This window comes from Amycolatopsis sp. M39, assembly GCF_001651785.1.
Taxonomy (GTDB): Bacteria; Actinomycetota; Actinomycetes; order Mycobacteriales; family Pseudonocardiaceae; genus Amycolatopsis; species Amycolatopsis rubida.
On record NZ_LWSF01000024.1, the window covers coordinates 117,771 to 133,490 of the forward strand.

General features: G+C 71.2%; 10 protein-coding genes. 1 reads left to right on the forward strand and 9 read right to left on the reverse strand.

Annotated elements, in window-relative coordinates; genetic code table 11:
- The 5 genes from A4R44_RS51130 to eccCa form a co-directional block, all read right to left on the reverse strand.
- Positions 1 to 1,732: right-handed parallel beta-helix repeat-containing protein (locus A4R44_RS51130; RefSeq protein WP_232791917.1), on the reverse strand; the 1,732-nt coding region annotated here is incomplete at its 3' end.
- A gap of 19 nt (positions 1,733 to 1,751) precedes the next feature.
- The gene (locus A4R44_RS35320) at positions 1,752 to 4,214 is read right to left on the reverse strand and encodes a hypothetical protein (protein ID WP_067590597.1); all 2,463 of its coding nucleotides are present in this window, start codon (positions 4,212 to 4,214) and stop codon (positions 1,752 to 1,754) included.
- A 12-nt stretch (positions 4,215 to 4,226) separates the two neighbouring features.
- Positions 4,227 to 4,460, reverse strand: coding sequence for a type VII secretion protein EccB (locus tag A4R44_RS35325; protein ID WP_067590599.1), 234 nt, complete (start codon positions 4,458 to 4,460; stop codon positions 4,227 to 4,229).
- 16 nt (positions 4,461 to 4,476) lie between these two features.
- Positions 4,477 to 5,862 carry a type VII secretion integral membrane protein EccD gene (gene eccD / locus A4R44_RS35330; RefSeq protein WP_067590601.1) on the reverse strand — a complete coding sequence of 462 codons (1,386 nt, stop codon included), beginning with the start codon at positions 5,860 to 5,862 and terminating at the stop codon, positions 4,477 to 4,479.
- Positions 5,859 to 9,875: a type VII secretion protein EccCa gene (gene eccCa, locus A4R44_RS35335; protein ID WP_067590604.1), complete on the reverse strand. Its 4,017-nt coding sequence runs from the start codon at positions 9,873 to 9,875 to the stop codon at positions 5,859 to 5,861. The genes eccD and eccCa overlap by 4 nt, the downstream gene beginning before the upstream one ends.
- Before the next feature lie 2,644 nt (positions 9,876 to 12,519).
- Here eccCa and A4R44_RS47545 point away from each other — a divergent pair.
- Entirely contained in the window at positions 12,520 to 12,726 is a 207-nt protein-coding gene (locus tag A4R44_RS47545) for a hypothetical protein (protein ID WP_067590609.1), read from the forward strand.
- A gap of 545 nt (positions 12,727 to 13,271) precedes the next feature.
- Here A4R44_RS47545 and A4R44_RS35355 read toward each other — a convergent pair.
- From A4R44_RS35355 to A4R44_RS46600, 4 genes are all read right to left on the reverse strand, one after another.
- Positions 13,272 to 13,820: a hypothetical protein gene (locus A4R44_RS35355; RefSeq protein ID WP_067590613.1), complete on the reverse strand. Its 549-nt coding sequence runs from the start codon at positions 13,818 to 13,820 to the stop codon at positions 13,272 to 13,274.
- 46 nt (positions 13,821 to 13,866) lie between these two features.
- Complete coding sequence (locus A4R44_RS35360) at positions 13,867 to 14,166, reverse strand: WXG100 family type VII secretion target (RefSeq protein WP_037812613.1); 300 nt, start codon at positions 14,164 to 14,166, stop codon at positions 13,867 to 13,869.
- Between the two features lie 30 nt (positions 14,167 to 14,196).
- Complete coding sequence (locus A4R44_RS35365) at positions 14,197 to 14,535, reverse strand: WXG100 family type VII secretion target (protein WP_067590616.1); 339 nt, start codon at positions 14,533 to 14,535, stop codon at positions 14,197 to 14,199.
- A gap of 116 nt (positions 14,536 to 14,651) precedes the next feature.
- Positions 14,652 to 15,593, reverse strand: coding sequence for a DUF1062 domain-containing protein (locus A4R44_RS46600; protein ID WP_338080281.1), 942 nt, complete (start codon positions 15,591 to 15,593; stop codon positions 14,652 to 14,654).
- Positions 15,594 to 15,720: the final 127 nt, after the last annotated feature.

Here is a 15,720-nt window from a genome sequence, read left to right on the forward strand (position 1 = left end):
GCTCGCGCATCTGCGACATCTTGATCAGGTTGATCAGGCCGGTGACTTCCTTCTTCACCCCGGCGAGCCCGACCAGCGCCTCCAGATCGCCCAGCGGGCCTTCGAGCACCTCGCCGGCGGCCTCGCTCACGGTCTGGTCAGCGGCCGCGAAGCCGCCCGGCGGACCGGCGGGCGACGGCTCGGCAGTTCGGGCGGAATCGGTGCCGAGGTTGTCCACGTCCGCGTGCTCGCCGCTCACGAGTTCGCCCGAGGCGTCGTTGACCACGCAATCGCGGATGCTGACCGGTTCGGTGGTTTCCACGTGGAAGCCGTCCTCGCCCGCGCCGAGGATCTCGCATTCGGTGAACGACGCCTGAGCACCGACGTACACCCCGTTGCCTCGCGCATTGCGCACCCGGCAGCGGGAAGCGGTCAGCCTCGATCCGACGGTGATTCCGTCCCCGGCGGAATCGATGATCTCGCAGTCCTGCAAGGAGATCTCCGCGGTACCGGCAAGGTGCAGGCCACCGCCGCGCACCTGCACCGACTTCGCCGAGGACGGCGCGCCACCAGTGAACGAGACCGCCTTGTCGGCCGTCGAATCGACGCGGAGGTCGGCGACAGTCAACCGGGCGTCCTCGGTGACCTGCACCCCGGTTTCCCGGCCGGTGTCGATGGAGGCGTCCGCGAGGTCCAGAGTGGACTGTCCGGAAAGGACGATCCCGACGCCGCTGTCCGGCGTCATCCGCAGCCCGCCGACGGTTACCGCGGATTCCGCGCTGACCGACATCGCGGTGTGCGTAGAGCCCCGCACGGTCGCGCGCTCGAACCGCGGCCGTGCCTGGTCGTCGACCAGGATCGTGACCGGCGAGCCTTCAAAAGTGCAGTCCACGAACTGCGGTGCGGAGGTTCCGGTGGCCTGCACCGCGTTCGTGCCCGCCCCGGCGAACACGCACTCGCGCAGCAACGGCTCGGCGGACGCGGCGATGTGCGCGGCCTGCATCGGTGCCGACCGGAACTGCGACGACGCCACCGAAATCCGGCCCTTGCTGGTCACGTACAGGTCGACGTTCGCGCTGTCCCGCACGCTCAGCCCGGTGATCGTCGCGCGCCCTTGCTGTTCCACGACCATCGCCGGTTTCTGCGCGCCGACGATCTCGCACTGCTCGACAATCGCGACCGCTTCGCCGTTGACGCACACTCCGTTGCCCGCCGCGCCCCGCACCGCGCACCGCCGCAGCAGCACCGATCCGGTCTCGGCCACGACCACCCCGGACGACGCGGCGTCGACGATCTCAGTGTCCTCAATGGCCGATTGCACCGGCGAGGCGATGACGACCCCGGCGCCGCCGGTGCTGGTCACCGTGCAGCCCCGCAGCGCGAGCGAACCCTCCAGCCGGGCCAGCAGCGTCGCCCACGAGGTCCCGGACAGCCGGCAGCCGTCCAGCGCCGCCTCGCCGCGCACGACGTCCACCGTGACCAGCTGGTCGTCGACGCCGGTGAGAACGAACCCGCTGAGCTGCACCGCTTCGGCGTTCGCGACGAGCACGCTTCCGGTGTTCGCCACGATTTCCACAGTCCCCGCGCCCTGTTCGGCCACCAGCGACACCATCCGGTCCACCACGAGGTTTTCCTCGTACCGGCCCGGGTGCACGCTGATCGTCGCCCCCGGCTGCGCCTGCGCCAGCGCCGCGCCGATGGTTCCGAAGGCACCCGGCCGGTCGCCGCCGACCACGAGCAGCTGTCGGTTCATCGTCTCCGCCTCTCCGCACTCACGCCAGGCCCGGGAGCGCCCCGAACCGCTCCGCCGCCTGCTCGTCCATCACGGTCCGGGCCAGGTCCTCGCCCGCTTCCGCCCACGTCCGCACCGTCTGCCGGAGCGAGTTCATGGCCAGCTCGTCCAGCGACGCCCGGTCGTTCGCCACCCGCCCGGTCTCGTCGATCTCGCTCGCGGTCAGCTCCCGCAGCAGCACCGCGCCCCGCGCGCCCGCCGCCGGTTCGCGGGTTTCCAGCACCTTGAAGCTGGTCCCCGGCACGAACAGCACCCGGTTTTCGACGCCGCCCTCGCTCGGCTCCAGCAATTTGGTGCGCCGTCCGGTGATCGACCACACCAGCACGTCCGTCTCGCCGTCCACCGTGGACGACGGTTGCGTCAGCGCGTTGAGGAAGCCCCATTCGGTCAGCACTTTCCGCTGGTCCAGCAGCGGCCACGCGGACGGCGGCAGCTCGGTGGCGAAGGTCGCCGGACCGCGGTGCGAGGGCAGCCTGCTCAGCCCGGCCACGACGCACCGGGCGACCGGGACGTGCGGACCGTTCGCGCCGCGCCGCAGTCCGGCGTCGATCGTCGATCCCTTGGGGGACAGGTAAAGCTGCACGGCTACCGCGTCGGTCAGCACCTCGGCCGAGGAGGAGGTCGACAGCACGCCTTGGAAGCCCGGGTGCTCGGACAGGATCCGCGCGACGGTGTTGGACATCAGGCCGTATTCCGCGCCGAGCGATTTGCGCAGCCACTGGCGTTCCTTGTCCGCGCCGCGCCGGGGCAGCAGCGCGGTCGATTCCGCACCGGGGGTCTCCTGGAAGCGCAGCTCCGCCGGGGCTTTCGCCGGTTTCGGCGCGGGCTCCGGTTTGTCCGCGGCGGACACCGGCCCGGCCGGCTTTTCCGCGACCGGAACCGCGGGCTTGGCGACCGGCGGTTCCACCGGCTTGGCCGGTGCGACGTCGGCCGGAGCGAGGTGCGTGATCGGCTTCGCCGCCGGAGGAGCGGCAGAGACCTTGACCGGCGGTTCGGCCGGAGCCTCCGGCTTGGCGGGCGCGGCGACCGGAGCGGGAGCGGCGATCGCCCCGGGAACCTCGGTCGGCGCGGCAATACCCAACGCCGCCGGAGCCGCAGGCAGATAAGCCGCCGGAGGAGCCGCGGCCACCACGGGCACCGGATGCCCGGACTCGATAGCGTCCAACGCCCGCGCCACCACCCGCGGGCGAGCACGCTCGGCGAGCAGCGCGGCGGCAGGCAGCACCCGGCTCATCCGGCGGGTCTGCTCGTCCAGCCGCGCCAGCAGATCCTCCGCCAGCAACCGCATCCGCGAGGCCGAGCCCTCGTCCGCCGCGTCGAAGGTCAGATTGTGCACCGCGGCATCGAGGCCGATCTCGCGGATCGCCGCCGAGGACGGGCCGTCCTGGGGCGGACGCACCAGCAGACCGGACTGCACGACCTCGACCACCGCGTCCGGCGAGTACCAGTACACCGCCGGAGACACCTGGTCGAGCCCGTGGATCGGCGGACGGTGCGAAAGCAGTTCCGGCAACGGCGTTTCGTCACCCGAACGCGGTTCGTAGCCGAGTTCGGTGGTGAACGGACGCCAGCCGAGCCGCCCGTCGTGCAGCACGGTCCGCAGAGTCGGCAGCTGCGGCGAACCGACCGGCACGCCCGCGTAGAACGCGACCGGCTTGCCGAGCAGGTCGGCCAGCGCCTGCCCGATCGTGGCCTCGCCGGGCACCTGCATCGGGCCGTACTGCACGAACCGCGCCTTGGCCCGCACCTTCTCCGGCAGTTGCACCCACAGCCGGGCCGCGTCGTCCAGGGCCAGCGGCGGGCAGCCGGGGCAGCCCAGCACGATCGTCATGGTGTCGTGCTGCGCGGGCATCCGGGAGATCAGCGCCGTGCGGTGCTGCCGCTGGGGAGCGTCGAACCCGACCGGGCGCACCCACAGACCGCCCGGGAGAGGTTCGGCGACGCCGCGCGAACTCGTCGGAGTCAGCTCGGCGGCGATCCCGGAATCCCACGCCGGGCGCGGGAACCGCTTCGCCTCCCAGGCCGGCGGGCGGCCCGGCCGGAAACGCACCCAGCCGCCGCCGCGTCCGGCGTGGACGAACAGCGCGCCGCCCGCGCTCGGGATCACCGAACCGTCCGGCGCGAGCACCGGGCGGTTGATCCGCTCGGCCAGCCACTGCCCGGCCAGCGCGGTCGTCTCGCGCGAGCGCCCGCCGATCACCAGCCGCACCCCGCGCCGCCGGCGCGGCAGCGCCCTGGCCACCGATTCCCACATCGTGATCGGCGAGTCCACCGGCAGGTCCACCACGACCAGGTCGTGGTCGGGATCGGCCGCGACGCCGAGCGCGAGCGACTGCGCCTCGCCGGTCATCCCTTCCGCGGGGTGCACCACCAGCGCGTTGCCCACGGTCTTCTTTTCGAGCGCGGCGCCCGAATCGCCGCGCCGGATCAGCGAGAGTTCCATGGCTGCCTCCTTTCAGGCCCGGCGGCCGACGGCGGGCGCCGCCCCGCCGGTGTGGTGCGCGATCAGCCCGTACACGAAGAACCCGACCGCGATCAGCAGGCCGAGGACCAGCCCGACCAGCAGGCCCACCCAGGCCCGCCGGGCGGGCACGTCGAGGTGGGCCGCGTCGCCGAGCACCAGCGCCGAGGTCATCCGCCCGATCAGGAACGAATACGCCTCGACGTGGTCCTTCTGCGTCTGCACCATGGCACCTCTCCTTCGCTTATTCGGTGAGCCCGACGGCCCACGCGTAGACGCCGAACAACTGCAGCAGGATCGGGATCATCGCCACCGCGCTCAGCGTTTCCAGCCAGTTCGCCAGATGCCCCCAGATCGGCAGCAGCCGCCGCGGCGGCGGGCGCAGCATCGCCAGCAGGAGCAGGAAGAACGCCAGGCACAGCCCGGCGAGGCAGGCGCCGCGCCACGGCGTGGGCAGCGGCTGGATCAGCGACAGCCCGAGCAGCACCAGGCCGATCGCGCCGGCGACGGCGAGCGGAACCCGCTGCCACACCCCGAGCAGCGCCCGCGAGCGCATCAGCACCGCCGCGGACACCAGCCCGCCGAGAACGGTCGGGAACAGCCCGTTGCCGACCAGGAACGGGAAGCAGCCGACGAAAACGGCCGTGGCGGCGACGCAGGCGATGGTGAGGTAGCCGTCGGCGTACCCGGTCTGGTGCACCATTTGCGCGGCCGGCATCGGCTCGATGTCGTACTGCAGTTCCCCGGCCGAACGCGGCAGCTGCGGACCGCGGATGCGAGCGAACCGGATGCCGATCCGCGGCGCGAACACCATCAGCCCGACCAGCACGAACGACACCAGCCCGGCCGCCTGCTGGGTGGTGAACCCGGCACCGAGGTGCAGCCACAGCGAGAGCGCCCCGGCCAGCCCGGTCGCGACGACCGCGCCGAACGGCACGAACGGGATGGCGTGCGACCACGCGGCCCGTCCGCCGAGCACGAGACCGCCGGCCAGCGCGAAGGTCAGGCAGCCGGTCAGGATCGGTGTGCCTTGCAGGTCGAACGCCGGATCGAGCCCGGCCACCGCGACCGCGCCGGAGAGGAACGCGAACGCGCAGCCGCCGAGGCCGAGCAACGTCAGCAGCGCCTTGTCCTCGGAGCGCACCCCGGTCGCCACGGCCGCGACGAGCAGCCCGAGCGACACCACACCGCCGCCGATCGCGGTCAGCCCGGCCGAACCCGGGTAGAGCAGCACCTTGGCCAGCACCACGAGGGAGAAGATCGCGAACCCGAGGAACAGGCCGCGGTTGAACTCCGGGCGCCAGCGGCCGGGATGGCGGCTCACCGCGGTGGCCATGCCGTCCGCGATGTCGTCGAAATCCAGCTCGGGCAACGGGTCCGCGCGAGGGCGCAGGTGGAATTCCTCGCCCTCCTTCCAGTCCAGCGACTCCGGCGTCCCCGACGCGTCCAGCGGCTCTTCGCCGAGCCGCTGGAGCACCCAGCCCTCGCCGAGGTCGTCGCGGCCGCCGGTGTGCTCCAGCAGCACCGGCAGCAGGCTGGTCAGCGGGACGGACATCGGCACCGCCAGATCCGCCCTGCCCTGCGGCCCGTACACGGTGATCCGGCACAGTTCGCCGGTCGACGCGGTCATCGCACGCCCCTTTCGGTCATCGCGAGCGGGGACCAGCCCTCGCCTGCCCGGTCTTCTTCCGCGATCGCGGTCTGCACGAGCTTCACGCCGCGGCGGGTGACCAGCTGCGCGCGTCCGGCGGGCAGCTGGCGAGGAGCCGCCTCGCCGAGGAATTTGCCCTCCTCCTTGGGATAGGAGAACACCGCGCCCGGGCTGCCCAGCTCCCAGATCCGGCGGACCACCGAGTCGCTCAGCGCCCGCATCGCGCCCGAGGTGCTGCGGCTGAGGATCAGGTGGAAGCCGATGTAGGAACCCTGCGACAGCAGGGACAACAGCGGTTCCAGCGGCGAGCCCATGCCACTGGTCAGCAGCTGGTAGTCGTCGACCACGAAGAACAGCCGCGGGCCGGTCCACCAGTCGCGGCGCTTGAGCCGGTCCGCGGTGATGGTCTGGTCCGGGACCCGGGGAGTGAGCGAAACGCTGGCCTGCTGCGCCAGTTCCTGCAGGGCCTCGGTCGTGGTCGCGTAGCCGACGCGGTACTCCTCGGGCACTTCCGCGTCCAGCTGGCGGCTCGGGTCGGCCAGCACGATCTTCGCCTCGCTCGGCGAGTAGCGCGTCAGGACCGAACGCAGGACGACCCGCAGCAGGTTGGTCTTGCCGGTTTCGTTGTCCCCGAAGGCAAGCAGATGCGGAGTGGCCGCGAAGTCGTGCCACACCGGCAGCAGCCGCTGTTCGTCCTGCCCGAGCGCGATCCGCAGGTCGCCCTCGGGCGCGGGCAGCTGGGCCATCGGCAGTTTCGCGGGCAGCAGCCGGACCGCCGGGGCCGGCGCGCCCGGCCAGAACAGGTGGACCTCTTCGGCGACCGCCTTGGCCGCCGCCGCGAGGTCGTCGGTGTTCCCGCTGCCGTCCATGCGCGGCAGCCCGGCGAGGAAGTGCAGGCCGTCCGGGGTCAGGCCGCGGCCCGGCTGGTTCGGCACCGTTTTCGCCTTGCGCGAGCCGATTTCCGACTCCATCGGATCGCCGAGCCGCAGCTCGAACCGCGTCTGCAGCAGGTCGCGCAGGTACGGGCGGATCTCCGACCAGCGGGTCGCGCCGATCACCACGTGCACGCCGAAGGACAGTCCGCGCGAGGCCAGCTCGCCGATCTTCTGCTCCAGGTCGCTGTAGTCGTTCTTGAGGCTGTACCAGCCGTCGACCACCAGGAAGACGTCCCCGAACGGATCCTCGATCTGGCCGCTTCGGCGCAACGCGCGGTAAGCGTCCATGGATTCGATGCCGTGCTCGGAGAACAGCGTCTCGCGGCCCTCCATGACCTGCGAGATTTCCTCGATGGTCCGGACGACGCGGTCGCGTTCGAGCCGGGTGGCGACCGAACCGACGTGCGGCAGCCCGGACAGCGACATGATCCCGCCGCCGCCGAAGTCCAGCCCGTAGAACTGGACCTCCTGCGGGGTGTGCGTCATCGCCAGCGCCAGCACGAGCGTGCGCAGCAGCGTCGACTTGCCGGTCTTCGGCCCGCCGACCACCGCGACGTGCCCGGCCGCCGAGGACAGGTCCGCCGTCAGCAGCTCGCGGACCTGCTCGAACGGCCGGTCGATCATCCCCATCGGCACCCGGAGCCTCCCCCAGTGCGCCGGGTCGGCCACCGCCATGCCGCGCACCGGGTCCGGCGTGACGCTCGGCAGCAGCGAGTCCAGGCTCGGCGATTCGGCCAGCGGCGGCAGCCACACCTGGCGCGCCGCCGGACCCGCGCCGGTCAGCCGGTCGATGAACGCGTCGGCGAGCGTCGGCCCGCCCGGCACGGCGGCTTCGAGAGCGTCCACATCGGACTGCTTCTCGGCCGGTTCCGGTTCGTCGTCGCGGATGATCAGCTTGGCGGGCCGGGCCTCGGTGCGGAACGGGACGACCTCGCGGCTCGCCCGTGCGGCCGCGACCGCGGAGTTTTCGCCGCTGCCCGCGGGGACCGGTCCGGAGACGTAAGCGGCCTTGAACCGCACCAGGTTCGTGGTGTCGATCTTCAGGTAGCCGTTGCCCGGTTCCGGCGGCAGCTCGTAGGCGCTGCCCGCGCCGATCACGCTGCGGGATTCCATCGAGGAGAAGGTGCGCAACGCGATCCGGTACGACAGGTGGCCTTCGACGCGGTGGATGCGGCCCTCGTCCAGCCGCTGCGAGGCGAGCAGCAGGTGCACGCCGAGACTGCGGCCCAGCCGCCCGACGGAGACGAACAGCTCCATGAACTCCGGCTTCGCGCTCAGCAGCTCGGAGAACTCGTCCACCACCAGGAACAGCGTCGGCATCGGGGCCAGCTGTTCGCCGGCCGCGCGCGCCTTCTCGTATTCGTACAGCGACGGGTAGCCGCTCGCGCGCAGTTGTTCCTGCCGCCGCACCATTTCGCCGTTGAGCGAGTCCTGCATGCGGTCGACCAGCGGCAGTTCGTCGGCGAGGTTGGTGATCGTCGCCGAGGTGTGCGGCAGCCGGTCCATGCCGAGGAACGTCGCGCCGCCCTTGAAGTCGACAAGCACGAAGTTGAGGATCTCCGACGAATGCGTCGCGGCCAGCCCGAGCACGAGCGTGCGCAGCAGTTCCGACTTGCCCGACCCGGTCGCGCCGATCAGCATCCCGTGCGGGCCCATCCCGCCCTGCGCCGATTCCTTCAGGTCCAGCTCGACGATCTCGCCGTCCTCGGTCACGCCGATCGGCACGGACATCCGGGCCCGCTGCGCCGCCCGCGGCCGCCACTGGCCCGGGATGTCGAAGGTGTGCACGTCCTTGATGCCCAGCAGGGCGGTCAGCCCGAAGTCGCTTTCCAGCGGCTGGTCGGCGATTTCCAGGGTGCCGCTGGTCCGCTTGGGCGCGAGCAGCCGGGCGAGGCCTTCGACCTGGGTCACCGACAGCTCGTCGCGGGTCGCCGAACCGACGCCGCTGCCCGCCGGGAACTCGACCAGATCGTCCTTTGTGGTCAGTCGCAGCACCTTGGGCCCGCCCGGGAGCGCGCCGGTGACGTCGAGCAGCACCACGTTGCGCAGACCCGCGCCGACCAGCCGCGAGGACTCCGGGATCGTCGCCAGATGCGCCACGACCACCACGAACGGTTCGGTCGTGGTCGGCCCGACGGTCTTGTCGTGGTCGTCGCGGTCGGCGACGTCCGGGCCGAGGAGATCCATCAGCTCGTCGTGGTCGGCGGCGAGCAGCCGCAGCGGGCCCGCCGCGTCGCGCAGGGTCGGATGGTTGTTGTGCGGCAACCACTTCACCCAGTCCCACTGCGCCTGCGCGGCTTCGGTGGTGAGCACCGCGAGCCGCAGTTCGTCCGGCGAATGGAAGGCGACCAGCTGCGCGAGCATCGCCCGGACCAGCCCGGCGGCCGCGTCCGGATCGCCGTCGAACTCGACGCTGGTGAAGCTCCGCAGCCCCACCGCGGTCGGGATGCCCGAGAGCGTGCGGTAGGTCTCGGTGAACCGGCGCAGCGAGATCGCCGACAGCGGTTCGAGGTCCTCGATCGGCTTGGTCACCGGCGGCACCAGTTCGAGCGCCGACTGCTGCGTGCCGAGCCCGATCCGCACCCGGGCGAAGTCCTCGTGGCTGATCCGGCGCTCCCACAGCCGCGGCCCCATCGCGAGCGACCACAGCGCATCCGGGGACGGGTTGTTCCAGGCCACCGCCTGCCGCTGGTCCTCGGCGGTCGAACGGGCCCGCTCGCGGACCTGGCCGATGTAGCGCAGGTAGTCCCGCCGCTCGGCCTGCATCTTGCGCTTGCGCTCGGCGGCCGCGCGGGACAGCTGCCCGAGGCTCATCGCGATCATGGACACGCCCATGCCGCCGCCGATCACGTAGGTGAACGGCGAACTGCCCGCGACTCCGGAGAACGCCAGCACCATCACCAGCGAGCCGATGGCCATCGGCAGCATCATCAGCAGCGAGTTGAAATCGCGCGCCGCCGGTTCCGCCATTACCGGCGGTTCCTGCAGTTCTTCCTGCCCCTCGGGCATTTCCGGACCCGCCGCACGCGGGCCCCGCTTGACGGTTTCCGTGCTCATTCGAGCACCCCCGGCGTGCTGCGGTGCACCGGCTTGCCCCAGGCCGAATCGTCCTGCCGGAGCAGATCGGCCATGGTGCGTTCCTCTTCTTCCTCGGTCTCTTCTTCTGCGGTGTCCGCTTCGGGCTCCAGGGGCTCCGGCGCGTCGCCGCAGGTGGGCAGCTCGTCGGGGAGGATCTCGGCCGGGCCGCCGCGGACGCGCTGGTAGGTGCCGAGCGCGGGTGCTTCGCCGGGACGCCACGGTTCGTCGCTGCGCTGGACGTAGTCAGTGGTGATTTCCTCGGCCCGGTCTTCCGCCTGCGTGGCGACCGGCAGGAGAGCGGGGAGGAAATCGGCGGTGCCCACGTCCCAGGCTGAGGTGTCCTCGTGGTCAAGGGGCTGGACCACGGCGATCCGCACGCTCTCGGGTTCAGGGTTCGCCGCGGTTCCCCAGCCGGTGTTCGCCGGTCCGGTCCGGTCCGGACGGTCGTTGCCGCGCTGCGGCGCCGGCACGGGCGGAGTGCCCACAGCGGACCAGGCGGCGGCCTCGGCCGGCGGAGTTTCCTCGTGCGCGCTGGGACTTCCGACGCCGGCCGGGACGCTCGCGGCCCAGGGTTGCTGGACGTCGCCGAGCAATCCGGCGGAGTCGGGTCGTTCGGCGGCGGGCTGGTTCGCCCCGCTGCCCGCATTGCCCGGCGGGACGATCGGCGCGCCAGGCGGCTGCGCGGAGCCGTTGCTCGGTGCCGGAGCCGAGGTGCTTGGTCCTTCCGGTGCGAGGGGGTTCCCTGCGCCGGTCGGCACGGTCGTCCCGCGGGCTGGCGCGCCTGGGGGAGTTTCGCCGTGCGTGGCAGGACTTCCGATGCCGGCCGGGACGCTCGCGGCCCAGGGTTGCTGGACGTCGCCGAGCAATCCGGCGGAGTCGGGTCGTTCNTCGGCGGCGGGCTGGTTCGCCCCGCTGCCCGCATTGCCCGGCGGGACCATGGGCATTCCCGGGCCCTGGGCTTGCGTTGCCCAGCCGGTCGAGGTGCTCGGCGGTGTTTCGCCTTGGGCGGTGGGGTTTCCGATGCCGGCGGAGGTGCTGGCTGTCCAGGGTTGCTGGACGTCGCCGAGCAATCCGGCGGAGTCGGGTCGTTCGGCGGCGGGGGTGTTCAGTCCGCCGCCGGCGCCACCCGGCGGGACCATGGGCATTCCCGGCCCTTGCGCCTCTTTGCCCGAAGGCGCCCACTTCGCCGATTCGCTCGGCGGCGTCTCGCCGAAGGCGCTCGGATCGCCGATCCCGCCGGGAAGATCGGCGGTCCACGGCTCCTGCACGTTGCCCAGCAGTCCAGCCGAATCCGGTCGCTCCGCGGCAGGCGTGTTCAAGCCGCTGCCGCCGCCCATCCCGCCCGGCGGCACCATCGGCGGCATTCCCGAAGCCGGGAGCTGCTGCTGCTCGTGGTTCTGGTTCGCGATGGGATCCGGCAGCTTCGGCAGGTCGCTTTCGCCGAGTCCTTTCACCCCTGGGCCGACCGGCTCTCCGCCGCCCGGCGTGCCGGGTCCGCCGATGCCGTCGCCGGTCCCGCCGGTCCCGCCGCTCGCGCCGGGAGGCGGAGCCCACTTGGCGGAGCTGAGCGGCGGTGTGTCGCCGTGCGCGTCGGGGTTGCCGATGCCGTCCGGGGGAGGGCTCAGCCACGGCTTCTTGATGTTGCCGAGCAGTCCGGACGAATCCGGGCGTTCCGCCGACGGCGTGTTCAGGCCACCGCCGCCGCCCATGCCGCCCGGCGGCATCATCGGGATGCCGCTGCCGCCCGGCGTCTGGTTGCCCGGCGGGTTGCTGAGGCCCGGCGGCAGGTGAGCCGGGTTGAGCGCGTTGTTCGCCAGGTTGCCGCCGGAAGCGCCCGGAGGCGGCGGGATCGACGCCGGGTTCACGTGCCCCGACCCGCCCGAGCTTCCCGGCGGGGCCGGGATCGATGGCGGGTTGACGTGCCCGCCCAGGTTGTTGNTTGCCCGAGGCACCGGGCGGGGCCGGGATCGATGGCGGGTTGACGTGCCCGCCCAGGTTGTTGCCCGAGGCACCGGGCGGGGCCGGGATCGATGGCGGGTTGACGTGGCCGCCCAGGTTGTTGCCCGAGGCACCGGGCGGGGCGGGGATCGACGGTGGGTTGACGTGCCCGCCCAGGTTGTTGCCCGAAGCGCCGGGCGGGGGCGGGATCGACGGCGATTTGAGGTTGTTGCCTCCTGGCGAATCGCCCGGCGGCGGCGGAATGGCCGGTGACTTGACCGACGGCGGCTTCACGTTGTTCCCGCCGACCCCGTTGGGCGGCGGCGGAATGGAGGCAGCGTTCACCGGAGGCGGCGTGCCGTTGCCCCCAGGACCCTTGAGGTCCCCGGGAGGAGGCGGCACGGCAGCGTTCTTCAACGGAGGCGGCACATTGCTCCCGCCAGGACCGTTCACGCCATTCGGCGGCGGCGGAATCGCGGCCTTGTTCACCGGCGGCGGAGCGCCATTGCCGCCGCCACCGCCCGGAGGCGGGGACACGGGCGGCGGTTTCGGGGTAGGCGGCGGCTGCGTCACCGGAGGCGGCGGCGGAGAAGCCGGCGGGGGCGGGGGAGGCGTCACCGGCGGCGGAGGCGGCGGCGGTGTGGGCGGAGGCGGAGGCGGCGGTGGTGGCGGGGGAGGCTTGGGCGTGTTGCCGTCACCGCCGCCAGGGGTCGGCGGCGGGGTCGTCTTGCCCGCGTTGACGTGCACGGTGTTGTACTTCTGCGCGAGCTGGCCGCCCACCTTGCGCATGTCGTTCGTCATCATCTCGACGGCTTCGGGGAACTGCGAGATGTACGCGCGCCCGTCGCTGAGGTGGTATTTGCTGCCCTGGTCGAGGACCTGGCTGGCGTAGTAGCTGTCGATATAGCGGATCGTGTCCTGCGCCCACTTGAGGTAGGCCGCGGAATTGACGAGGTTCGTCGGCACGTTGTTCGACCCGCCGCCGTCGCCGATCCGGTCGGCCAGATCGGAGAACTTGTTGCCCAGCGTGGTCATCATGTCTTTGAACTTCGTCGCGGCGTCGCCCTTCCAGGGACCGTCCGGTCCGGCGAGGGCGGCGGTCTGGTCCTGAATGGACTGAGCGACCATCGCGAGGTTCTGCTGCGTCTCCTGAAACACCCCGGCCGCGTCCTGAAGCGACTGCCAGTTGACGTTGCCGTAGGCCTTGTCCCGGTTGTCCTGGCCGCCCGACAGCGAACCGCCGCCGAGGATCGCCGCTTCGATCTGCTTCCACGTCAGGCCGTCGAAGTCCTTCGACGGGTCACCAGTGGTGTTCTGGTTGCCGGTCTGCGTGGTGTCCGGCCAGACCCCGTTGTCGTCCGAGGTGAACCCGTGGGTGTTGTCGTCCGCCATCTTTCCCTCGATCGCTTCGAACCGGAGAGACCGCCGCCCGTCCGGTCAGGCTTTCTGACCGGCGCCGGTGATGTGCCCGCTGACGGTGTTGAAGTACTGGTTGTAGTCGTCAGCGGACATCTTGTTGACCTCGTCGGCGTTGTCGTACGCCTTCGAGGCCTTGTTCACCGCGTCCGCCACCTCGTCGAGCGCTTTGCAGAGGTCGTGGATCGCGGTGCGGGTGGTGTCCCGCAGCGCGTTCGTGCCCTGGATCGGCGTGAAGATCTTGCTCTGCGCCGTCAGGAACACGCCGGGCTTGAGCTGGATGCCGTCGAGTTTCGCCGGCAGATCCTTCAGCGGCCCGTCCGCGAGCGCCTGCAGGTTCTTCGCGAACGTGCGCATCGCCTCGGTGTTGACCGCGGTGACGCCCTTGCCCGGATGCTCGGAACCGCCCGGCACCGGCGGCGGCTTGCCGACGTCGCCCGGCGGGATCCACTCGTTCTTCACGTCCGGCGGCGTCTGGTCGCCCGGGCTGTGGAACTTGCCGTCGTCCGACGTGGTCTGGTGGTTGTCCGAGGAGTTGTCCTTGTGCTCCCCGTTGCCGTTGCCGTCCACCGTCGCTCACCCTCCTTTCAGGTCAGTTGTGCCGAACCGGGCCGCGTCAGTTCGCGGCGAAGCGCTTGGCGTTGTTGCCTTCGGTGTTGGAGGTGCCCTCGTTGATCTGGCCGAGGGTCTGCGCGGCGGCGTCGAGCGCCTGCGGCAGCGTCAGCGCCGCCTGGTGGCAGTAGTTGTAGGTCTCGTGGAACATGTCCGCCGCTACACCGGTCCAGTTTTCGCGCTGGCCTTCGATGACGGCCTTCATCTGGTCCAGCAGCTCGGTGATCTGGTTGGACTGCTGCTTCGCCTGCCCGACGGTGTCCTGCATGGTGGCGAAGCTGATCTGGAACTGGCCCAAAGCCATGGGAATGTCCTTTCGTGGGAAGGAAGGGGATCAGAAGCCCTGCAGACCGCCGCCGCCGATGACCGCGGCGGCGTTGTTGGCGGTGGAGGTGTTGTCCGAGTCCCGGCTGTCGTACTCGCTCGCCGAGGTCTGCACGTTCTGCGCGAGCTCGTCCAGCTTCTGCACGATCTTGCGGACCGTCTGGTCGAACTGGCCCATGGCCTGGTTGAACACGTTGGCCGAGTCGGACCGCCAGGTGCCGAACAGCGTCTGCATGGTGCCGTCGACCTTCTGGTTCACCCCGGTGATGTTCTGCCCGGTGTCGCTGATCGTCTGCGCGCCCTTGCGCATGACGTTGGTGTCGACGCGGGCGCCGTCCTGCGAAGCCATGCTTTCTCCTCTGGTCGGGTTCTCCGGATATGACGGACTGGCATGCCAGACCGCCGATGTCGCCGCGGATGCCCTTCGTTCGGCCGATACGACAGAGCACGGGGGAGACTGCGGACTTACGGTAAGCGCCGGTCTACGGGTTGTCGCCGCGTTGTTCCCTTCTGAACACCAGTGCGCGGACGGCGGGGCAAGGGGCTCCTCCACCTGGGGGGCGCTGGGCAGCGGCAACGCTTTCCGCCGGACCCGGTTACGCACGATTGCCCGTTCAGGCACCGCTGGTGCCCGGGTTCGCGGTTCGCGCTCATGTGAGCGGAAATCGACAGTGGACTCCGCCAAGTCCTTTGTGGATGAACGGCGGCTGTCCGGGAGGGGAATCCCGGAGGGGCAAGAGTGCCCGCGGCTCGACGCTTGAGCGTGAAGGAGAAGTCGCCGGAGAGCTTGCCGCTGGGCCGGACTCCCGACCCGGCCTTCCCCTCGGCGATCAGCCGCTCGACCTCAGCCCGCGCGGGGCCGCGACCCTCGGCGATCAGCCGCTCGACCTCAGCCCGCGCGAGGCCGCGACCCTCGGCGAGCAGCCGCGCCGGGCGGACCGGGATCCGGGCCGCGAAGCCGGCCGAGACGTCGATCGCGTCCTGGCCCACGTGGTCCGGACCACTGGTGTCGAGCCGCCGAGCGCCGTCCCGGTCGAGCGCGATGCGGTTGCGCCGTCGCAGGACCGGGTCCTGGAGCAGTTCGGCGGCGAGGCCGGGATCGTTGTGGTGCAAGCGATCCAGCAGAACCGGGCGGATCGAGCGCACCTTCGCCCGTTCTGGCACGGCGAGTTTCGCCGTTTCCCCGCAGCCGGTGCGGAGCACGAGAAGCCAGGCGTCGGCGAGTTGGTGGTTGGCATTGACCAGGACCTTGCCGTCCGCTCGAAAGCGCTCAGATGAGCAGGCGTGGCAGCGTTGTAGGACGAGCGGCAGATAGGCGGGCGGGACTGTCCAGTGATAGAGCACAGGAGCACACCGATCCAGCGAGAATTCCGCAGCACGAAGAAGCGCGACGCTCGAAGGCGGCACGCGACGAAGTCAGAGCTTGGGATGCCTCACGCGATGTACAACGGCACGTCCTTGCCTGGCCGGCACTGACCGAGCGAGAGCAGCCGCGGGCGCGCACGGTTCCACTGGATTTCCGGTCAGCGGCGCG

Excerpts from the sequence above, each read along its gene's own strand:
- A4R44_RS35320 (WP_067590597.1), bottom strand. The coding sequence starts at position 4,214 with ATGGAACTCTCGCTGATCCGGCGCGGCGATTCGGGCGCCGCGCTCGAA.
- A4R44_RS35325 (WP_067590599.1), bottom strand. The coding sequence starts at position 4,460 with ATGGTGCAGACGCAGAAGGACCACGTCGAGGCGTATTCGTTCCTGATC.
- eccD (WP_067590601.1), bottom strand. The coding sequence starts at position 5,862 with ATGACCGCGTCGACCGGCGAACTGTGCCGGATCACCGTGTACGGGCCG.
- eccCa (WP_067590604.1), bottom strand. The coding sequence starts at position 9,875 with ATGAGCACGGAAACCGTCAAGCGGGGCCCGCGTGCGGCGGGTCCGGAA.
- A4R44_RS35360 (WP_037812613.1), bottom strand. The coding sequence starts at position 14,166 with ATGGCTTTGGGCCAGTTCCAGATCAGCTTCGCCACCATGCAGGACACC.
- A4R44_RS35365 (WP_067590616.1), bottom strand. The coding sequence starts at position 14,535 with ATGGCTTCGCAGGACGGCGCCCGCGTCGACACCAACGTCATGCGCAAG.